We start from the raw sequence: 19,305 nt of genomic DNA, 5'->3' as shown, positions 1-19,305 counted from the left end.
TCTCTTGTTTAAAAATATCCCCGCCGGAGGCAGAAAATCTCTTACTCCGCGCTTTCGACGACACCCACGATGGGCCCAAGCCAAAACCCCAGGTCATTCCGCCCGATGCCGGGCGCATACAGACGCGAGATATTGCCGTCGAAATAAAGCGCGTTGGGCAGCTCAAGCACGTCCCGGAACAGACGCCCGAATTCGTGAAACGTCACCGGCTGGTTCGAGATCACGAAAACCGCGCGCGCCCCGTCCGAGCTGGTGCCGACGCCGTTGCGCACATAGCGCGAGGTGCTGTCGGGCAAAAAGCGCGGGTGCAGCGCGCCGTCGATCACCAGCATCGGCCCCGATTGCGTCGCGTCCTCGCAGCGCGGCGACCGGGCCATGTATGCGCCCGTCTCGATCACATCCGCCCGCCCGGCGCGCAGGCAGAACACGCCATTCGGCAGCAGGCCGAAGTTGCCCGGCCCGGCGCTGGTGACGACGCCACGGATCTCCTCGCCGTCCTCGATGTAATGCCCTACGGGGGCGCGGTTGTCGTGGTACATGCCGGCATTCATGGCAAAGGACAGCATCCGGCCCGTCCTCTCCAGCGCCCGGTCGACGTTGCCGAACTGCCCATAGGGCACTCCGTCCCCATCGTATAGAAACAGCGACAGCGTCTCTTGCGCCGCGTCGACCTCGCACGCGGTATAGCTCAGCCCGGCATGATCGATGTCGCGGCACTCCACCGCCCGCGCCGCACCGGCCACCGCACACATCAGCGCCGCGATGGCGACGACCCCGCGGATCATTCGCCCTCTGTATCCCGGCGGACGGCGTCCTGCTGCAACATGCGGCGGGTCTCGTCCATCCGGTCAAAGGTTTCATCAAGCTGGAACCGAAGGTCAGGTGCGAATTTCAGCGCCAGCTTCTTGGATACCGCATGCCGCAGTTCGCCCTTGTTGCGCGCCAGAAGGCCTACGACTTCGTCGCGCCCTTCGCCGCCCAAAGGCAGGACATAGGCCGTGGCCACCCGCAGATCGGGCGAGGTGCGGACCTCCCCGACGGTGATCGACATGCGGTTCAACTCGGGGTCGTGCACGTCGCCGCGCGCCAGCACCTCGGCCAGGGTCCGCCGGATCAGTTCGCCCACGCGCAGTTGCCGTTGCGACGGGCCGCCGCCCTCTTTGAATCGGTTCTTTGTCATATAGTCCATCTAAGCCCTCGCCAGCCCTTTGCCAAGCGGCCCGCGCCACGCTAAGCAAGGGCCGACACTCATCGCCAACAGGGGCCGCCGCATGACACAGACACCGGGTATCGTGATCACGGGCGCATCCGGCCGGATGGGCCGCATGCTGATCGAACTGCTGGCGCGGTCGGATCAGGCACATTTGGTCGGCGCGGTCGAACGCGCGGGCCACGACTGGATCGGCCGGGACGTGGGCGAGGCGATGGGCGGCGCCCCGACTGGCGTGACCGTCACCGACGACCCGCTCGAGGCGATCGCCAAGTGCCAGGCGGTGATTGATTTCACCGCGCCGGCAGCGACGCTGGAATTCGCGGCGCTGGCCGCGCAGGCGCGCGCGGTGCATGTCATCGGCACGACCGGCATGACCGACGATCAGATCGCCATGCTGGAACCCGCGGCCCGCCATGCCGTGATCGTGCGCGCCGGCAACATGAGCCTCGGCGTCAACCTGCTGGTGCTTCTGACCCGACGGGTCGCGGCCGCCCTCGACGAAGATTACGACATCGAAGTCATCGAGGCGCACCACAATCAAAAGGTCGACGCGCCCTCGGGTACCGCGCTGATGTTGGGCGAGGCCGCCGCGGATGGCCGGGGCGTGGCGCTGGCCGATGTCCGCGACAGCGGCCGCGACGGCATGACAGGTGCGCGAACCCGTGGCCATATCGGGTTTTCCGCCATTCGCGGCGGCGACATCGTGGGCGAACACGACGTGATGTTCGCGGCCGCGGGCGAACGCATCGTCCTGCGCCACGTCGCATCCGACCGTGCCGTCTTTGGCCGTGGCGCGATCAAGGCCGCGCTCTGGGGGCAGGGCAGGCGGCCCGGCGAATACGATATGCTCGATGTCCTGGGGCTCAAGGACCTCGCCTGAGGTGATTTGCAGCGAAAAACCGCCGATCCTGTCGGAAATGGACATGCCCGATGTGAACCAAAGTCCGATCTGGCGCGTAGTGTCTTTATAGTTTCCGGAAAGGAGCATGACATGACGCGCTTCACATCCATCGGTATCATCGTCGCCGCAGGTTTCGCGGCCTCCTCCGCCTGGGCTGAATTCGCCAAGGTGCAGGACCAGTCGGAGTTTGTATCCCTGGTGAATGGAAAAACCCTGACCCGCCCCTTCGTCAGCCTCGAAGTCTTGCCTGACGGGCGAATTTCCGGGACAGGCGCGGCATGGTCCGTCACAGGCCAGTGGACCTGGCAGGCCGGATATTTCTGCCGCGATCTGTATTGGGGCGGCGACGCGATGGGATACAACTGTCAGGAGGTGCAGGCGACGGATGGCAAAATCCGCTTCACCTCTGACAAGGGTGCGGGCGATTCGGCGGAATTCCGTCTGAAATAACGCCCCCAAAGGGTCTTTCGGACCCGACCTTGATGCGCGCAGCTCCCCCCGCTGCGCGCATCCTTTATGTCCGGACGGCGCAACCTGGTCCCGGCATCAGAAATCGACCGCGATGCCCTTGCGCTCCCAATCTCCGAACCGCACCGGCTCGGGTCCGTCACGCCCCCCCAACTCGGCAGGCAACCCAAGGTCGGCGGCCTCGATCCGGCGCGCCTCCGCCTCCGCCAGGGCGCGCTGCGCGGCGGGCGGCAAGTCAGGCTTCGGGCCGGGTTGTGGCGCGGGCTTGGGGCCGCCGGGCGTGTCCGGGATCGGCTTGGGCTCAGGCTGCGACGGTTCGGGCAGGTCGGGCTGCGGGGCCGGATTGGGCTTGGGGTCTGGCATTGCACGGTGTCCTTTGTCTAATGGTCTTGATATACGCCGGCCTTTGCCCCAGACAACCCGCCAACCCCAAGGAGCGATCCATTCCATGTCAGACACTGGTGTCCAAGCCCGCCGCAGCGCCGTCTACCTGCTCGATCAGGTCCTGGGCGAAGGCAAGCTGATGTCCGAATTGCTCAGCGCCGGCGCCCTGGACAACCTGGCACCCGAGGACCGCGCCCGCGCCAACCGTCTGGCGCTGGATACCCTGCGCGGGATGGAGCGCGCGGACCGGCTGCTGCAAAAGCACCTCAGCAAATACCCGCCCCTGACGGTCAGGAACGTGCTGCGCGTGGGCACCGTCGAACTGTGCCAGGGGGGGGCGGCGCACGGCGTGGTCAACGCGATGGTGCAATTGGTGTCGCGCCATAAGTCACTCGGTCACCTCAAGGGGCTGGTAAACGCGGTGCTGCGCAAGATCGCCGCCGACGGCCCCGAGGCATGGGGCCAGTTGCGTGTTCCACGCCTGCCCAAATGGCTGCGCGGTCCCTTGGTGCAAGCCTGGGGCGCCGAGGCCATGACGGGAATGGAGGCGGCGCATTTCGCAGGCGCGCCATTGGACCTGACGGCGAAATCCGATCCCGCCGCCGTCGCTGCTGCCACAGGGGGCACGCTGTTGCCGACGGGGTCGGTGCGGGTCACGGACGCGGGCCAGGTGACCGCCATGCCGGGTTTTGATGCGGGCGACTGGTGGGTCCAGGACGCCGCCGCCGCCTTGCCGGTGACAATTCTGGATCCCCAGCCGGGAGAAACCGTGCTCGACCTCTGCGCGGCGCCCGGCGGCAAGACGATGCAACTGGCCGCCGCCGGGGCGGTCGTGACGGCGGTCGATGACGCGCCGGGCCGCATGGCGCGGGTCCGGGACAACCTGGCGCGCACCGGGCTCACCGCGACGCTGCACATTGGTGACGCCCGCGCCGAAACAGGCAGCTACGACGCTGTTCTGCTCGATGCGCCGTGCTCGGCCACCGGCACGATCCGCCGCCATCCCGACCTGCCCCATGCCAAGGACGGATCCGAATTCGGCGCGCTCATCGACCTGCAGGCGGAGTTGATCGACCACGCCTGGACGCTGGTCAAACCCGGCGGCCGGCTGGTGTTTTGCACCTGCTCGCTCCTGCCCGACGAAGGCGAAGTGCAGGTGGATGACGCCCTCGCGCGCCATCCCGATATGACCGCCGATACAGGCGCACTGGACCGTCGCGGCATCGAATCCGCATGGCGCACAACCGAAGGCGGGTTGCGCCTGCGCCCTGACCATTGGGCCGACCGTGGCGGCATGGACGGGTTCTATATCGCCTGCCTGCGCAAATCCGCCTGATCCAAAAGCGCGCCCGCCTGGTTTCTTTCGGCCAAAAACAGCTCCGCCGGAGGCTCCGACAGCAGGGACGGGCGCGCGGCATGGGATAAGGCGCGGATAAAACGGTGACTCGCGCCGCCCTGCCCGCTATGCTCCGACCAAGCGCCAAAGAGCGTCCCGAAGGCAGAGCGTTTCACATGTCCGACACCCGCAGTTTTGCCGCCCGCAGGGCGCACCTCGTCAACCGCTGGTATGCCGTTCGCGCGTCGCGTCGCCGCGTCGCGCCCAGCGGCTTTGTCTCCTCGCCCGAGCCGCGCACAATCGGCAGCTTCGCCCGCGGCCGCCAGCTCATCGCGGGCAATTACCTCTTCGCCGGCTACCTGATCGAGGAAACCCACGCGTCCTTGTGGGATCTCAACCCGCCCAACCGCGCCTATGACGACGAGCTTCACGGCTTTGCCTGGCTCGACGACCTCGCGGCGGTTGGCGACCTGCGCGCCCGCGCCACCGCCCAGAAATGGCTTTGGGGCTGGATCGACAGGTATGGCCGGGGCAAGGGGTCGGGCTGGAGCCCGGATCTGACCGGCAGGCGGCTCATTCGCTGGATCAATCATGCGCTCTTCTTGCTGCGCGGCAACGACACCCCCAGCAGCGATGCCTTTTACCGCTGTCTGGTGCAGCAGACGTGGTTCCTGTCGCGCCGTTGGCAGGGCACCGCGCCGGGCCTGCCCCGGTTCGAGGCGCTGACCGGGCTGGTCTACGCGGGTTTGTCCCTCAAGGGGATGGAGCACCTGGCCGACCCGGCGGTGCGTGCGCTGGCCCGCGAATGCCGCAACCAGATCGATGCGCAGGGGGGGCTGCCCACCCGCAACCCCGAGGAATTGCTCGATGTCTTCACCCTGCTGACATGGGCCGCCGCCGCGCTCAGCGATGCGGGCCGGACCACCCCCGCCGATCATATGTCGGCGATCGAGCGGATCGCGCCCACGCTGCGCACCCTGCGCCATTCGGACGGCGCGCTGGCGCGGTTTCACGGCGGCGGGCGCGGCACCGAAGGCTGGCTCGACCATGCGCTGGCCGCCGCGCGCGTCAAATCGCGTCAACCCGAAGGACTGTCGATGGGCTATGCCCGCCTGTCCGCGGGCCGCACCAGCGTGATCATCGATGCCGCCCCGCCGCCCGGTGGGCGCGCGTCCTACAACGCGCATGCCTCGACGCTCGCCTTCGAACTGACCTCCGGTCGTCGCCCGTTGATCGTGAACTGCGGCTCGGGCGCCTCCTTTGGCCCCGAATGGCGCCGGGCGGGCCGCGCCACGCCGTCGCACAGCACCCTGTCGCTCGATGGGTATTCCAGCGCGCGGCTGGGCGACGCCGACCGCGCCACCGCCCGCGAGGCGCTGGTCGATGCGCCCACGCATGTTCCGGTCGAAATCAGCCACGCCAGCGATGCCCTGCGCTTTCAGGGCGGGCATGACGGCTTTCTGGGCACGCACGGCCTGACCCATGCCCGGACGCTGGAACTGACCTTTGATGGACGGGCGTTGGCGGGCGAAGACATGCTGCTGGCCATCCAGGACGCCGACAAGCGCCGCTTCGATCGCGCGCTCGACGCCAAGAAACTTGGCGGGATCGCCTATGACATCCGCTTTCACCTGCATCCCGAGGTGGACGCCACCGTCGATCTGGGCGGGGCCGCGATCTCCATGGCGCTCAAAAGCGGTGAGATCTGGGTGTTTCGCCACGACGGCAGTCACCGGCTGGCCCTCGACCCTTCGGTCTATCTTGAAAAGGGCCGTCTGAAACCGCGCAGCGCAAAGCAGATTGTACTTTCGGGCCGGGCCATGACATATGCGACCCGCATCCGCTGGTCCTTGTCCAAGGCGCAGGAAACTGCGATTGGCGTGCGGGACCTGACCCGCGATGAGCCTGAACCGCTCGACTGACCCTGAGGACGACATCCAGATGACCCAGCTTTATCCCGTGCGCCGCGCGCTGCTTTCCGTATCCGACAAGACCGGCCTCGTCGATCTGGGCCGTGCGCTGGCCGCGCGCGATGTCGAATTGCTCAGCACCGGCGGCACGGCCCGCGCGCTGCGCGACGCGGGACTGGCCGTGCGCGACGTGGCCGATGTGACCGGCTTTCCCGAGATGATGGACGGCCGCGTCAAGACCCTGCACCCGGCGGTCCACGGCGGCCTGCTGGCCCTGCGCGACAACGACGACCATGTCGCCGCGATGGACACCCACGGCATCGGCGCCATCGATCTGGTGGTCGTGAACCTCTATCCCTTCGAGGACACGGTCGCCCGCGGCGCCGACTACGCGGAAGCGATCGAGAACATCGACATCGGCGGTCCCGCGATGATCCGCTCGGCAGCCAAGAACCACGGGTTCGTCAACGTGATCGTGGACGTCGAGGATTACGCGCCGTTTCTGCAAGAGCTCGAGGCGCACGACGGCCAGACCACCTATGCCCTGCGGCAGCGGCTGGCGCAGACGGCCTATGCCCGCACCGCCGCCTATGACACCGCCGTGAGCACCTGGATGGCGGCGCAGGTCGGCGGCCCCCCCCGTCGCCGCACCTTCGGCGGCACCCTGGCGCAGACCCTGCGCTATGGCGAGAACCCGCACCAGCAGGCGGCGTTCTACACCGACGGATCGGACCGCCCCGGCGTGGCCACCGCGCGGCAGCACCAGGGCAAGGAGCTGAGCTACAACAACATCAACGACACCGATGCCGCGTTTGAACTGGTCAGCGAATTCGACCCGGCCCAAGGCCCCGCCTGCGCCATCATCAAGCACGCCAACCCCTGCGGCGTGGCGCGCGGCGATACCTTGGCGCAGGCCTATGCCCGCGCCTTCGATTGCGACCGCACCTCGGCCTTTGGGGGGATCATCGCGCTCAACCAGCCGCTGGATGGCGCCACGGCGGAAGAGATCGGCCAGATTTTCACCGAGGTCGTGATCGCGCCGGGTGCCGATGACGATGCCCGCGCGTTGTTCGCCAGGAAAAAGAACCTGCGCCTGCTGACCACCGATGGGCTGGCCGATCCGACCGTGGCGGCGCTGGCCGTTCGGCAGGTGTCGGGCGGGTATCTGGTGCAGGACCGCGATGTGGGCCGGGTCGCCCGCACCGACCCGCGGGTCGTGACCAGGCGCCAGCCGACCGACCAGGAGATGAGCGACATGCTGTTCGCCTGGACCGTGGCCAAGCACGTCAAGTCCAACGCGATCATCTACGTCAAGGATGGCGCGACCGTGGGCGTGGGCGCCGGCCAGATGAGCCGCGTGGACAGCACCCGCATCGCCGCCCGCAAGGCGCAGGACATGGCCGAGGCGATGGGCCTTCCCGCGCCGCTGACCCACGGATCGGTCGTGGCTTCGGATGCGTTTTTTCCTTTTGCGGACGGATTGATCACCGCGGCGGAGGCCGGGGCAACCGCGCTGATCCAGCCGGGCGGCTCGATGCGCGACGACGAGGTGATCGCGGCGGCGGACGAGGCGGGGCTGGCGATGGTGTTCACCGGTATGCGCCATTTCCGGCACTGACGGCAACGGGAGGCATCGCTGGATGAAAAGGGTGTTCTGGGCCGCGCTGGCCGCCTTCGTGATCGACCAGATCACCAAGTATGCGGTGATCCACATGATGGATCTCTCCCGCATCCGCAGCTTTGACGTGTTCCCACCGCTGCTGACCTTTCGCTATGGCGAAAACCGGGGCATGAATTTCGGTCTGCTGTCCAACGGCGACGACGCGGGCCGGGTCTTTCTGATCGCGATGGCCATCGTGATCTGTACCGCGGTGCTTGTCTGGGTGTGGCGGACGCCGATGCGCCCGCTGGCACAGATCTGCGCGGGTCTGCTTGTCGGCGGCGCTTTGGCCAACGTGGCGGACCGGTTGATCTATGGCTACGTGCTCGATTTTCTGAACATGTCATGCTGTGGCGTGAACAATCCGTTCGTGTTCAACGTCGCGGATGTGTTCATCTTCGGCGGCGCGCTGGGCATGGTGATGCTGACCGGCGAGCCCAAGTCACCCCGCGCCAAACCCGCCCGCAAAAAGGGCCGCTGATCCGGCGCCGCGCCCCGACCCCGCGCAAAAAAGGCCCGTGACATTGACTGCCTGCCTCGCGTATTGAAAGACAGACCCGAAGGAGACGACCCCATGCGCCTGATCGCGGCTTTGATCCTGATACCTCTTGTTGTCGGCGGCTGTGCCAACCAGGGCCTGCGGGATTTGCGCAACAACTCGGGCGGACCAGATGAATTCATCGTGGCCCCGGTGGGCGCGCTCGAGCAGCCGCAGGATTACGCGACCCTGCCGACGCCCACACCCGGACAGGCCAACAGGACCGACCGCTATCCGCTGCAGGAAGGTATCGTTGCCGTCGGCGGCAACCCGGCCGCCGCCAGTGGCCCGATCCCCGCGAGCGACGGCGCGTTGGTGCAGCACGCCAGCCGTCTGGGCGTGACGCCGGGCATTCGCCAGACCCTGGCCGAGTCCGACGCCGATTTTCGCCGCCGCAAGGCCCGGTTCACGCAATTCCGAATCGTCAACGTCGACCGCTACAACCAGGCATACAAACGCCAGGCGCTGGACCCGGATTTCGTGGCCGACCAGTGGCGCGCGCGCGGCGCCGATACGCCCAGTTATCCGCCGGCGGACTGATCCCGGCCCGCGATCGCTTCAGGGCGACCTCACGATTTCGACAGGTCCGCTTGATCGCGGCGCGCACTGGCGTAGGTTCTGCCCTATGTCTGACCCGCCGTATTGCCGAACCGATCCCTTCGCCTCTGACCCAAAGGATGCCCGATGATCCGATTGCCCGCACTTGGCGCACTCTGCGGCTTGGCCCTGACCAGCGCCGCCGCCGCCGCCGACACCAGCGCACTGACCGACGCGGTCACCACCTTCACGCTTGAAAACGGGATGGACGTCGTCGTGGTCGAAGACCACCGCGCGCCCGTCGTCCAGCACATGGTGTGGTATCGCATCGGATCGGCGGACGAGCCCAAGGGGTCATCCGGTGTCGCCCATTTCCTCGAGCACCTGTTGTTCAAGGCCACCGACACGCTGGAGGCGGGCGAACTGTCGGCCGTGGTCGCGGCCAATGGCGGGCAGGACAATGCCTTTACCAGCTACGATTACACCGCCTACTATCAACGCATCGCGGCCGACCGGCTGGAACTGATGATGACGATGGAAGCCGACCGGATGCGCAACATCCGCCTGACGCCCGAAAACATCGAGACAGAGCGCGACGTGATCATCGAGGAGCGCAACCAGCGCACCGAGAACAACCCGCGCGCGCTGTTTTCCGAACAGCAGAACGCGGCGCAGTACCTGAACCACCGTTACGGCGTGCCGATCATCGGCTGGATGCACGAGATGCAGACGCTCGACATGGACGACGCGCTGAGCTTTTACGAGACGTATTACGCGCCCAACAACGCCATCCTCGTCGTGTCGGGCGACGTGTCGCCGGACGAGGTGCGCCGCCTGGCGGAAAGGCACTATGGCGCGATTCCCGCCAATCCGGACCTGCCCGAACGCACTCGCACGACCGAGCCGCCGCAAAACGCCGAACGCCGGGTGATATTTCGCGATGCGCGGGTGGCGCAGCCCTATGTCGCGCGGTCCTACCTGGCCCCCGAACGCGACCCCGGCGCACAGCAGGCAGCGGCAGCCTTGACGATCCTGGCGGAAATACTGGGTGGCGGGACGACGTCGTACCTGACCGAAGCGCTGCAATTCGACAGCCAGATCGCGACCTATTCCGGAGCGTTCTACCGGGGGACGTCGCTGGACGACACGACGTTCAATCTGGTGGTCGTGCCGCAACCCGGCGTGTCCCTGCAAGAGGCGGAGGACGCGATGGATGCCGCTTTGGCGCGGTTCCTGGCCGAGGGCGTCGATGACGCGCAGCTGGAGCGGATCAAGCTGCAGATCCGCGCCGGTGAAATCTACGCCCGCGACGACGTGGACCGCATCGCCCAACGCTATGGGCAGGCGCTGACCACCGGGCTTACGGTGCAGGACGTGCAGGACTGGCCCGCCATCCTGGACGCCGTGACCAAAGACGATATCATGCAGGCCGCCCGCGATGTTCTTGACCGCAAGGCGTCGGTCACCGGGTGGCTGATGCGCCAAGAAGAGGTGACCCAATGAAGCATTTCATCCTGACTGTCGCGGCGGCCGCCGGCCTTGCGCTGGCCGCCGCGCTGCCCGCCCGCGCCGAGGTCGAGATCCAGGAGATCACCACCCCCGGCGGCCTGACCGCGTGGCTGGTGGAGGAACATTCGATCCCCTTCGCGGCGCTCGAGATCCGGTTTCGCGGTGGCGCGTCGCTGGACGCACCGGGCAAGCGCGGGGCGATCAACCTGATGACCGGGTTGCTGGAGGAGGGCGCAGGCGACATGGACGCTCGCACCTTTGCGCGCGAAACCGAAGCGCTTGCCACCTCGTTCGGCTTTGACGTCAGCGACGATGCGCTGTCGATCTCGGCCCGGTTCCTGACCGAGAACCGCGCCGCCTCTGTCGCGCTGCTGCGGGCCGCGTTGCAGGACCCGCGGTTCGACCCGGATGCGATCGAACGGGTGCGCGGGCAGGTCCTTGCCAATATTCGCTCGGATGCCAAGGATCCGAACGATATCGCCGGGCGGACGATGGACCGGATCATATTCGGCGATCATCCGTATGCCACGTCACTGAACGGCACCGAGGACAGCGTGGCTGCGCTGTCGCGTGACGATCTGATCGCGGCGCACAAGGCCGTGCTGGCCCGCGACCGAATCTACATTGGCGCGGTGGGCGATATCACGCCCGATGAGCTGAGCACGCTTCTGGACGATCTGTTGGGCGATCTGCCGACCGAGGGCGCGCCGATGCCGCCCCGCGCCGAAGTGTCGATCCCCGGCGGGGTAACGGTCGTCGATTTCAACACGCCGCAATCCGTCGCCCTGTTCGCGCAACGCGGCATGGCGCAGGACGACCCCGATTTCTTTGCCGCGACGATCCTCAACCAGATCGTCGGCGGCGGGTCGTTCGAATCGCGGCTGATGACGGAGGTCCGCGAAAAGCGGGGTCTGACCTACGGCGTCTACTCCTACCTCGTGCCCAAGGATCTGGCCGAGACCTACATGGGGTCCGTCAGTTCCGCCAACGACCGCATCGCAGAGGCCATTGCGGTGATCCGCGAGGAATGGACCAAGGCCGCGACCGTCGGCGTGACCGAAGACGAGGTGCGCGACGCCAAGACCTATCTGACGGGCGCCTACCCGCTGCGGTTCGATGGCAACGGCCCCATCGCCAACATCATGGTCGGGATGCAGATGCTGGGCCTGCCCACCGATTACATCGCCACCCGCAACGACAAGGTGGAAGCGGTCACGCCGGATGACGTCAACCGCGTGGCGCGCGAACTGCTGGAGCCCGAAAACCTGCATTTCGTCGTGGTGGGGCGGCCCGAAGGGTTGGAGACGACCGTCGCGAACTGACCGGGCGGCGCGGGGTCGGCGCCCCGCGCCCCGCAATCAGCGGTCGCGCGTCAGCGCGGCCACGGCGTCGCGCACCGGGGTGTCGCCGTCGGTGACCTCGACGATCTCGCGCATCAGGTCGGGCGTGTCGATCAGTGCCGCAAGGGTCGCGGCCACATTGCCGCGCGCCACGTCGCCATAGGGGATCACCGGGCCGACGTTCACCCGGCCATCGCCATCGTCGTCGGTCAGGGTGCCGGGGCGCAGGATGATCCACTTCAGGTCGCTTGCGGCCAGCGCTGTGTCCACCCGCTTCTTGATCGACATGTATTGCTCGAATCCGTCGTCCAGATCGCGGTCGCGACCTGCGTCGGGAATGACCGACACCAGGTAAAAGCGCTCGATGCCCTGCGCCTGTGCCGCCGCAATTGCCTTTTCGGCGCCCTTGCCGTCGATCGCTTCGGTCTTGTCCCAGTCCCCGCCGCCGGCGCCCGCGGAAAACACCACCGCGTCGGCGCCTGCCATCGCCGCGGCGAAATCCTCCTGCGACATCTCGATGATATCGCCCTGCACCGGCGTGACGCCTGCCGCGCGCAAATCCTTGGCCTGTTTTTCGCTGCGGTGCAGACCCGACACGTCGTGGCCCGCTGCGGTCAGCAGGGGGTAAAGGCGATGACCGACGCCACCCGTGGCGCCAATGATAAAGATACGGGGCATTGTTCGTTCTCCTGAGTGGGGTCGCTGTGACTGTGGCCGGTGGCCAGGCCATGACCCGAACCTAGTGCGCGCGGCCGCGCCGGACAGCCCGAAGAAGATGCGCGCCGGCTGATCCGGCGCGCGCTGGCGGCGTTATTCGCCGTAGGGCACCCAGATGTTCTTGATCTCGGTCGCCGCCTGAAGAAACGCGCGGCCTTCGCCTTCGGCTCCCATCCAGTCGCGCGCCCGGCCATTGTTGACCCAGGTGCGTTTGAGATTGCCCGCCGAACCCTTCTCGATGACCGCGGACAGTGCCGCGGGCCCGAAGGACCAGACCGCATCGACATCCATGTGCCGCGCCAGGGGCTCGGCCAGATCGGCCTGCGCGCCGGTCAGGATGTTGACCACGCCGCCCGGCACGTCCGACGTCTCCAGCACCTGCGCAAAATCCGTGGCGGCCAGCGGGAATGGTTCGGAGGCCGACAGGATCACGCGATTGCCCATCGCGATCGCGGGCGCCAGGCACGAGATCAGCCCAAGCAGCGGCGCTTCGGCGGGACAGATCGCGCCGATCACGCCCACCGGCTCCTTCATGGCCAGCGCTACACCGCGAATCGGTACGCCATGGACCTGCCCGTCGTATTTGTCGGCCCATGCGGCATAGGTGAACAGCCGGCGGATCGAGGCATCGACCTCGGCCATGCCGGTCTTACCGCCTTGCAGCGCATCCAGCCGCCGGGCGAATTCATCGGCGCGGGCCGACAGGTTTTCAGCGATGAAATACAGGATCTGCGCGCGCTGGTGGCCATTCGTCCGTGACCATGCCTTGGCCGCATGTGCCGCTTCGACCGCGTTGCGCAGATCCTTGCGGTTGGCCAGCGATGCATGCCCCAGCAGCGCGCCGGACTTGCCCCAGACGGGCGCGGAATAACCGCTGTCGGGGCGTGCCTGCTTGCCCCCGATATAAAGCTTGGCGGTGCGGTCGATCGGATCGACTGGCGCGCCCTCCCCGGTGAAGGGTTCAATCTCCTTAAGCTTTTTCACACGGCCCTTGGGTCTGGTATAGCTGGCCAGCCCTTCCCAGCCGCCCTCGCGGCCAAAGCCGCTTTCGCGCACCCCGCCAAACCCCGCGGCCGCATCCATCATGTTGGTCCCGTTGATCCAGACGATCCCGGCGGCCAGCTTGGGCGCGATATCAAGCGCGAGGTTGACGTTCTCGCTCCAGACCGTCGCGGCCAGCCCGTAGCGCGTGTTGTTGGCCAGCATCACGGCCTCTTCGGGTGTGCGGAAGGTGGTGGAGACCAGCACCGGGCCAAAGATTTCTTCCTGCATCAGCGTGTCGGCGGGGTTCAGGCCGGTGATCAGGGTGGGGGGATAGTAGTTGCCGTTGGCGGGCAACTCACCCGCCGCCACATGCACGTCGCCGGCATCGTTGGCGGCCACCATGTCGGTGATCGCGCGCAATTGCACCGGGTCCACGATGGCGCCGACGTCGATGCTCTTGTCCAGCGGATCGCCGATGCGCAGCTTGTCCATCCGCGCGCGCAGCTTGGCATAGAACAGATCGGCCACCGGCTCGTGCACAAGCAGCCGCGACCCCGCGCAGCAGACCTGCCCCTGGTTGAACCAGATCGCGTCCACCAGCCCTTCGACCGCGCTGTCCAGATCGGCGTCGTCAAAGACGATGTAGGGGGATTTCCCGCCCAGCTCCAGCGTCAGCGCCTTGCCGGACCCGGCGGTCGCCTCGCGGATGCGGCGGCCGACGGCGGTCGACCCGGTAAAGGCGATCTTGTCGATGTCATCGTGATCCACGATCATTTCACCTACCGCACCGTCGCCGGTGACGATGTTCACGACACCCTTGGGCAGCCCCGCCTGACGGCAGATATCGGCAAAGAGCATCGCGGTCAGCGACGTGTATTCCGCCGGCTTCAGCACCACGGTATTGCCCATCGCCAGCGCGGGTGCGATTTTCCACGCCAGCATCAGCAGCGGAAAGTTCCACGGGATGATCTGGCCGCAGACCCCCAGCGGTGCGGCGTCGGGCAGTTCGGCCTCCATCAGTTGCGCCATGCCCGCGTGGTAGTAGAAATGCCGCTGCGCCAGCGGCACGTCGATATCGCGCGCTTCGCGGATCGGTTTGCCGTTGTCGAGGCTTTCAAGCACCGCGAACAGACGGCTGTGTTTCTGCAGCAGGCGCGCGATGGCATAGATATGGCGCGCCCGCCCATGCCCGCCGAGCTTTTCCCACCTGGGCTGCGCGGTGCGCGCCGCCCGGACCGCCGCATCCACATCCGCCTGGGTGGCTTGGGTCAACGTCGCCAGCACTTCGCCGTTGGCCGGGTTGCGGCTGTCGAAACCTTCGCCCGCGTCGGTAAAGGCACCGTCGATGAAATGGCCAAAGCGGTCGCCCTGATCCACCAGCCAGGCCAGCGCGTCTGCGGCCGATTCCGGTGCCGTGCCATAGTCCATCGTTTCAAAGATTTCGGAAACGCTCATCGCTTTACCCTTTTGCAAAGTCTTGTTCTGTCAGGCACCCCGCGGGGCGTCAGCTTGTGGCGTGGCGGTATCCGGCGGAATAGCTGCCCGTCACATGGTGTTCCAACTGCCGCTCGATATCGCCCAGAAGCGACGACGCGCCAAAGCGGAACAGATCCGGCATCAGCCAGCGATCGCCCAGTTCCTCCTTGATCAGCGCAAGATACGTGATCGCGTCCTTGGCCTTGGAAATCCCGCCCGCGGGTTTGTAGCCGACGCGAAACCCGGTGCGCGCATAATAGTCGCGGATCGCGCGGATCATCACCAGCGTCACGGGCAGGGTGGCGTTCACGCCTTCCTTGCCGGTCGAGGTCTTGATGAAATCGGCACCCGCCATCATGCAAACCAGCGATGCGCGCGCCACGTTGCGCAGGGATCCCAGCTCGCCCGTGGCCAGGATCGCCTTCACATGCGCCTCGCCGCAGGCCTCGCGAAAGGCGCGCATCTCGTCGTACAGCGCCTGCCAGTCGCCCGAGAGCACGTGCCGCCGCGAGATCACGATGTCGATCTCGGACGCGCCCGCCTTGACGCTTTCGCGGATCTCCTCGATCCGCAGGTGCAGCGGCGAAAGCCCGGCGGGAAAGCCGGTGCTGACGGCGGCGACGGGAATGCCCGTACCCCTGAGCGCCGCGACGGCGGTCGGCACCATCTCGTGATAGACACAGACCGCGCCGGTGGTGATTGGCTTCATTCCAAGCTGATCCAGAATGCCCTGCGATACCGGGTGCCGCGCCTTGGCGCAAAGCCGTTCGACCCGCCGCGCGGTATCGTCGCCCGCCAGTGTCGTCAGGTCGATGCAGGTGATCGCCCGCAGAAGCCATGCCGCCTGATGCGCCTTTTTCACCGACCGCCGCGCGGCGATGCTGCCGGCGCGCCGTTCGATCGCCGAGGTGTTGGCCTGTACCGACCGGACCCAGTCCATGTCGAGCGGCATGCCGGGATTGCGCGGCTCGGTCACCTGCGGCAACTGGTGCGTTGTGTTGCCGGTGGCGGTTTGGGTCGTTTGGGTCTGCATCGTGTCGGTGTCCCTTGCGGTTCAGGCGGGCAAATTCGCATGCGCATACCGGCTTGGCAAGCGACTGGGCCGTGGCGTCACCCGCGCAGACCCGGCAAAGACCGGCCGCTTAGCTGCCCCGGTAGGTCGAATACCCGAAAGGCGACAGAAGCAGCGGCACGTGGTAGTGGCTGTCCGGGTCCGAAATGCCAAAGCGGATCGGGATGATGTCCAGGAATCGCGGGTCTTCCGGCGGTGTGTTCGTCGCCTCCAGATAGGCGCCCGCCTCGAACACCAGCTCATAGGTGCCGGGCACGAAATCCGACTGCGGCAGGATCGGGCTGTTGGTGCGCCCGTCCGCATTCGTCACCATCTGGCTCAGGCGTTGCGGCTCGTTTCCGGCAATCCGGTACAGCGTCACGGTCAGCCCGCCCGCTGGAACCCCCCGCGCGGTATCAAGAACATGGGTGGTCAGGTATCCATTAGGCATCTGTGTCTCCTGCAATTGGCCGTGGGGCAGCATGTGCATGTTGCGTTGCCGGTTGCAAAGGGCGAAACAGGACAAAAGCCCAAAGCAGGGCGCGACACCAAGGATCCGGACCCCATGCAGCGCTATCCCCGCGATTTCACCGGCTACGGCCCCACGCCCCCCGATGCGGCCTGGCCGGGCGGCGCGCGGATCGCGGTGCAATTCGTGCTGAACTACGAAGAGGGCGGCGAAAACTGCCTGCTGCACGGCGATGCCGCGTCAGAGGCATTCCTGTCGGAAATCGTCGGCGCGCAGCCCTGGCCGGGGCAGCGGCACTGGAACATGGAATCGATCTATGACTACGGCGCGCGCGCGGGCTTTTGGCGGCTGCACCGGCTGTTCACCGGCGCGGGCATCCCGCTGACGATCTACGGCGTCGCCACGGCGCTGGCCCGCAGCCCCCTGCAAGTCGAGGCGATGCAGGCCGCCGGTTGGGAAATCGCCAGCCACGGGCTGAAGTGGATCGACTACAAGGATCATGAGCCGCAGGCCGAGGCTGCCGACATCGCCGAAGCGGTCCGCCTTCACACCGAAGTCACCGGGATCCCTCCGCGCGGGTGGTACACCGGGCGCTGTTCGGTCAATACCGTGGCGCTGGCGGCCGCCACCGGGCACTTCGACTACATATCGGACACATACGACGACGATTTGCCCTACTGGGCGCAGATCGGCGGGCGCGATCAACTCATCATTCCCTACACGCTCGATTGCAACGACATGCGCTTTGCCACGCCACAGGGGTTCAATTCGGGCGATCAGTTCTTTGCCTACCTGCGCGATACATTCGATGCGCTGTATGCCGAAGGCGGTGCAGGCAGCACCAAGATGATGTCGGTCGGTCTGCACTGCCGCCTGATCGGGCGGCCCGGACGGGTGCAGGCGCTGCGCCGTTTTGTCGACTATATCCAGGGGTTCGAGGGCGTCTGGTGTCCGCGGCGCATCGACATCGCCGACCATTGGCGCGCCACGCATCCCCGGCGACCGCGCCTGCGCCCCTCGCAGATGGACCGCGCCGAATTCGTCGCGACCTTCGGCGGCATCTTCGAGCATTCCGCCTGGATCGCCGAACGCGCCTTCGATCTTGAGCTAGGCCCGGCGCATGACAGCGCCGCGGGGGTGCACAACGCCCTTGCGCGCATGTTCCGCAGCGCCGGACCCGAAGAGCGGCTGGGCGTCCTGGCCGCGCACCCCGATCTGGCGGGCAAACTGGCCGCCGCCAAGCGCCTGACCGCCGACAGCACCGCCGAACAGGCCAGCGCCGGCCTTGACGCGCTGACCGATGCTGAGCGCGACGAGTTCCAGCAGATGAACGCGGCCTATGTGGAGAAGCATGGCTTTCCCTTCATCATCGCGGTCAAGGATCACGACAAGGCAGGGATACAGCGCGCGTTTCGCACCCGGATCGCCAATGACACCGAAACCGAATTCACCACGGCCTGCGCGCAGGTCGAACGCATCGCCCGCCTGCGGCTGGAGACCCTGCTATGACCTATGCCTTCCCACCCGGTGGTCTGCCCGACCAGAGCGTGCGCCCCGAAGGCACCGCGGTGTTCACCCCGGCCTATGCCGTGCTGCCCGCCGTGACACAGCGCGATATCGTCACCAGCTTCCTGCCCGGCTGGACGGGGACGCGCGCCTGGATTCTCGCCCGTCCGCTGTCCGGATTTGCCGAGACATTCGCGCAATATGCCGTCGAAATCGCCCCCGGCGGCGGATCGGATGCGCCCGAACCCGATTCCATGGCCCAGACCGTGATCCTTGTCGCGTCCGGCGCGCTGCGGCTGACCATCAAGGGACAGGGCCACGACATGACGCCCGGCGGTTACGCCTATATCCCGCCCGGCGCGGACTGGACCCTGCGCAATTCGGGCGATGCGGCGTGCCAGTTGCACCTGGTGCGCAAGCGGTACGCGCCCGCGCCGGGGATCGATGCGCCCGATGCCTTCGTCACCTCGGATCACGCGGTGGCGCCAACGCCCATGCCCGATTGCAATGGTGTCTGGTCGACGACCCGCTTTGTCGATCCCGCCGACCTGCGCCACGACATGCACGTCAACATCGTCACCTTTCAGCCGGGCGGGCGCATCCCCTTTGCGGAAACCCATGTGATGGAACATGGGCTTTACGTCCTGCAAGGCACCGCCGACTATCTGCTGAACACCGATTGGGTGCCCGTCGGCCCCGGCGATTTCATGTGGCTGCGCGCCTTTTGTCCGCAGGCGTGCATCGCCACGGGGACCGAACCGTTTCGCTATCTGCTCTACAAGGACGTGAACCGTCACCCGGTGCTATGACCCGGCGGATCACGACCCGGCCCCTGACGGCACGGCGGTTCGCCCCCTTCGGTGACGTTCTCGACTGTGCTGGCGAACCGGACAAGATCATCAACGCCGGGCTGTGTGGCCGCTACCACGACCGCGCAACGCTCGACTTCGGCCCGGATGGACGCGCGGGCATAAGCCTTTTCAACGCAACGCCGCGCAGTCTGCCCTATGCCCTCGACCTGCTGGAACGGCATCCCCAAGGCTCTCAGGCCTTTATCCCGATGACCGAACATCCGTTTCTGGTTATCGTCGCGCCGGACGACGGCGGGCGGCCCGGCGCGCCGCTGGCGTTTCTCACCGCACCGCACCAGGGCATCAACCTGCACCGCGGCACCTGGCATGGCGTGCTGACGCCACTCTTCGCGCCGGGGCTCTTTGCCGTGGTGGACCGGATCGGGGACACACCAAACCTCGAAGAATTTTTCCTTGATCCACCATATATTGTGGCCGCATAGTTTCGGATAACC

At 66.6% G+C, this 19,305-nt stretch carries 19 protein-coding genes; 12 read left to right on the top strand and 7 right to left on the bottom strand.

The window, feature by feature from the left end; all coding sequences use genetic code 11:
• Positions 1–41: 41 nt before the first annotated feature.
• Positions 42–785 carry a phosphodiester glycosidase family protein gene (locus tag FDT80_RS08695; RefSeq protein WP_138661897.1) on the bottom strand — a complete coding sequence of 248 codons (744 nt, stop codon included), beginning with the start codon at positions 783–785 and terminating at the stop codon, positions 42–44.
• On the bottom strand, positions 782–1,180 hold the full coding sequence (gene rbfA / locus FDT80_RS08690) for a 30S ribosome-binding factor RbfA (RefSeq protein ID WP_138661896.1): 399 nt from the start codon (positions 1,178–1,180) through the stop codon (positions 782–784). The genes FDT80_RS08695 and rbfA overlap by 4 nt, the downstream gene beginning before the upstream one ends.
• A gap of 91 nt (positions 1,181–1,271) precedes the next feature.
• Between rbfA and dapB the strand changes: the two genes are divergently transcribed.
• Positions 1,272–2,093: a 4-hydroxy-tetrahydrodipicolinate reductase gene (dapB, locus tag FDT80_RS08685; RefSeq protein WP_138661895.1), complete on the top strand. Its 822-nt coding sequence runs from the start codon at positions 1,272–1,274 to the stop codon at positions 2,091–2,093.
• Between the two features lie 111 nt (positions 2,094–2,204).
• Positions 2,205–2,564: a dihydrodipicolinate reductase gene (locus FDT80_RS08680; RefSeq protein ID WP_138661894.1), complete on the top strand. Its 360-nt coding sequence runs from the start codon at positions 2,205–2,207 to the stop codon at positions 2,562–2,564.
• 96 nt (positions 2,565–2,660) lie between these two features.
• On the opposite strand, the gene FDT80_RS19090 is transcribed toward FDT80_RS08680, so the two are convergent.
• Complete coding sequence (locus FDT80_RS19090; protein ID WP_246039934.1) at positions 2,661–2,816, bottom strand: DUF1674 domain-containing protein; 156 nt, start codon at positions 2,814–2,816, stop codon at positions 2,661–2,663.
• A 214-nt stretch (positions 2,817–3,030) separates the two neighbouring features.
• Here FDT80_RS19090 and FDT80_RS08670 point away from each other — a divergent pair, with 214 nt between their 5' ends.
• The 7 genes from FDT80_RS08670 (at position 3,031) to FDT80_RS08640 (ending at position 11,778) form a co-directional block, all read left to right on the top strand.
• The gene (locus FDT80_RS08670; protein WP_138661892.1) at positions 3,031–4,302 is read left to right on the top strand and encodes an RsmB/NOP family class I SAM-dependent RNA methyltransferase; all 1,272 of its coding nucleotides are present in this window, start codon (positions 3,031–3,033) and stop codon (positions 4,300–4,302) included.
• 176 nt (positions 4,303–4,478) lie between these two features.
• Positions 4,479–6,224, top strand: coding sequence for a heparinase II/III family protein (locus tag FDT80_RS08665; protein ID WP_138661891.1), 1,746 nt, complete (start codon positions 4,479–4,481; stop codon positions 6,222–6,224).
• 19 nt (positions 6,225–6,243) lie between these two features.
• On the top strand, positions 6,244–7,830 hold the full coding sequence (gene purH / locus FDT80_RS08660) for a bifunctional phosphoribosylaminoimidazolecarboxamide formyltransferase/IMP cyclohydrolase (protein WP_138662552.1): 1,587 nt from the start codon (positions 6,244–6,246) through the stop codon (positions 7,828–7,830).
• Between the two features lie 22 nt (positions 7,831–7,852).
• The gene (lspA, locus tag FDT80_RS08655) at positions 7,853–8,353 is read left to right on the top strand and encodes a signal peptidase II (RefSeq protein ID WP_138661890.1); all 501 of its coding nucleotides are present in this window, start codon (positions 7,853–7,855) and stop codon (positions 8,351–8,353) included.
• A 93-nt stretch (positions 8,354–8,446) separates the two neighbouring features.
• Positions 8,447–8,950, top strand: coding sequence for a DUF3035 domain-containing protein (locus FDT80_RS08650; RefSeq protein WP_138661889.1), 504 nt, complete (start codon positions 8,447–8,449; stop codon positions 8,948–8,950).
• Between the two features lie 144 nt (positions 8,951–9,094).
• The gene (locus FDT80_RS08645) at positions 9,095–10,450 is read left to right on the top strand and encodes a M16 family metallopeptidase (protein ID WP_138661888.1); all 1,356 of its coding nucleotides are present in this window, start codon (positions 9,095–9,097) and stop codon (positions 10,448–10,450) included.
• On the top strand, positions 10,447–11,778 hold the full coding sequence (locus tag FDT80_RS08640) for a M16 family metallopeptidase (protein WP_138661887.1): 1,332 nt from the start codon (positions 10,447–10,449) through the stop codon (positions 11,776–11,778). The genes FDT80_RS08645 and FDT80_RS08640 overlap by 4 nt, the downstream gene beginning before the upstream one ends.
• Positions 11,779–11,814: 36 nt before the next feature.
• On the opposite strand, the gene FDT80_RS08635 is transcribed toward FDT80_RS08640, so the two are convergent.
• The 4 genes from FDT80_RS08635 to uraH all read right to left on the bottom strand — a co-directional run bounded on the left by FDT80_RS08635 (position 11,815) and on the right by uraH (position 16,475).
• Complete coding sequence (locus FDT80_RS08635; RefSeq protein ID WP_138661886.1) at positions 11,815–12,474, bottom strand: NAD(P)H-binding protein; 660 nt, start codon at positions 12,472–12,474, stop codon at positions 11,815–11,817.
• A 132-nt stretch (positions 12,475–12,606) separates the two neighbouring features.
• The gene (locus FDT80_RS08630; RefSeq protein ID WP_138661885.1) at positions 12,607–14,952 is read right to left on the bottom strand and encodes an aldehyde dehydrogenase family protein; all 2,346 of its coding nucleotides are present in this window, start codon (positions 14,950–14,952) and stop codon (positions 12,607–12,609) included.
• Positions 14,953–15,001: 49 nt separating this feature from the next.
• Positions 15,002–16,006 (bottom strand): deoxyribose-phosphate aldolase, encoded by a 1,005-nt coding sequence (gene deoC, locus FDT80_RS08625; protein WP_138661884.1) that lies wholly within the window; start codon positions 16,004–16,006, stop codon positions 15,002–15,004.
• Between the two features lie 109 nt (positions 16,007–16,115).
• The gene (gene uraH / locus FDT80_RS08620) at positions 16,116–16,475 is read right to left on the bottom strand and encodes a hydroxyisourate hydrolase (RefSeq protein WP_138661883.1); all 360 of its coding nucleotides are present in this window, start codon (positions 16,473–16,475) and stop codon (positions 16,116–16,118) included.
• Positions 16,476–16,589: 114 nt separating this feature from the next.
• Between uraH and puuE the strand changes: the two genes are divergently transcribed.
• Genes puuE through FDT80_RS08605 form a run of 3 tightly spaced genes read left to right on the top strand, consistent with a single transcriptional unit; the run spans position 16,590 to position 19,293 of the window.
• Positions 16,590–18,002: an allantoinase PuuE gene (gene puuE, locus FDT80_RS08615; RefSeq protein ID WP_138661882.1), complete on the top strand. Its 1,413-nt coding sequence runs from the start codon at positions 16,590–16,592 to the stop codon at positions 18,000–18,002.
• Complete coding sequence (locus tag FDT80_RS08610) at positions 17,999–18,808, top strand: bifunctional allantoicase/(S)-ureidoglycine aminohydrolase (RefSeq protein ID WP_138661881.1); 810 nt, start codon at positions 17,999–18,001, stop codon at positions 18,806–18,808. Before puuE ends, FDT80_RS08610 begins: the two co-directional genes overlap by 4 nt.
• On the top strand, positions 18,805–19,293 hold the full coding sequence (locus FDT80_RS08605) for an ureidoglycolate lyase (RefSeq protein WP_138661880.1): 489 nt from the start codon (positions 18,805–18,807) through the stop codon (positions 19,291–19,293). The genes FDT80_RS08610 and FDT80_RS08605 overlap by 4 nt, the downstream gene beginning before the upstream one ends.
• The last annotated feature ends 12 nt before the right edge of the window (positions 19,294–19,305 follow it).

Origin of the sequence: Sulfitobacter sabulilitoris (genome assembly GCF_005887615.1) — a bacterium.
Classification (GTDB): domain Bacteria; phylum Pseudomonadota; class Alphaproteobacteria; order Rhodobacterales; family Rhodobacteraceae; genus Sulfitobacter_E; species Sulfitobacter_E sabulilitoris.
Note: the sequence above shows the minus strand (reverse complement) of the source record. Positions and strands in the feature narration are given on the sequence as shown.

Coding starts and splice junctions, on each gene's coding strand:
- FDT80_RS08695 (WP_138661897.1), bottom strand. CDS start 785: ATGATCCGCGGGGTCGTCGCCATCGCGGCGCTGATGTGTGCGGTGGCC.
- rbfA (WP_138661896.1), bottom strand. CDS start 1,180: ATGACAAAGAACCGATTCAAAGAGGGCGGCGGCCCGTCGCAACGGCAA.
- dapB (WP_138661895.1), top strand. CDS start 1,272: ATGACACAGACACCGGGTATCGTGATCACGGGCGCATCCGGCCGGATG.
- FDT80_RS08680 (WP_138661894.1), top strand. CDS start 2,205: ATGACGCGCTTCACATCCATCGGTATCATCGTCGCCGCAGGTTTCGCG.
- FDT80_RS08670 (WP_138661892.1), top strand. CDS start 3,031: ATGTCAGACACTGGTGTCCAAGCCCGCCGCAGCGCCGTCTACCTGCTC.
- FDT80_RS08665 (WP_138661891.1), top strand. CDS start 4,479: ATGTCCGACACCCGCAGTTTTGCCGCCCGCAGGGCGCACCTCGTCAAC.
- purH (WP_138662552.1), top strand. CDS start 6,244: ATGACCCAGCTTTATCCCGTGCGCCGCGCGCTGCTTTCCGTATCCGAC.
- lspA (WP_138661890.1), top strand. CDS start 7,853: ATGAAAAGGGTGTTCTGGGCCGCGCTGGCCGCCTTCGTGATCGACCAG.
- FDT80_RS08650 (WP_138661889.1), top strand. CDS start 8,447: ATGCGCCTGATCGCGGCTTTGATCCTGATACCTCTTGTTGTCGGCGGC.
- FDT80_RS08645 (WP_138661888.1), top strand. CDS start 9,095: ATGATCCGATTGCCCGCACTTGGCGCACTCTGCGGCTTGGCCCTGACC.
- FDT80_RS08640 (WP_138661887.1), top strand. CDS start 10,447: ATGAAGCATTTCATCCTGACTGTCGCGGCGGCCGCCGGCCTTGCGCTG.
- FDT80_RS08635 (WP_138661886.1), bottom strand. CDS start 12,474: ATGCCCCGTATCTTTATCATTGGCGCCACGGGTGGCGTCGGTCATCGC.
- FDT80_RS08630 (WP_138661885.1), bottom strand. CDS start 14,952: ATGAGCGTTTCCGAAATCTTTGAAACGATGGACTATGGCACGGCACCG.
- deoC (WP_138661884.1), bottom strand. CDS start 16,006: ATGCAGACCCAAACGACCCAAACCGCCACCGGCAACACAACGCACCAG.
- uraH (WP_138661883.1), bottom strand. CDS start 16,475: ATGCCTAATGGATACCTGACCACCCATGTTCTTGATACCGCGCGGGGG.
- puuE (WP_138661882.1), top strand. CDS start 16,590: ATGCAGCGCTATCCCCGCGATTTCACCGGCTACGGCCCCACGCCCCCC.
- FDT80_RS08610 (WP_138661881.1), top strand. CDS start 17,999: ATGACCTATGCCTTCCCACCCGGTGGTCTGCCCGACCAGAGCGTGCGC.
- FDT80_RS08605 (WP_138661880.1), top strand. CDS start 18,805: ATGACCCGGCGGATCACGACCCGGCCCCTGACGGCACGGCGGTTCGCC.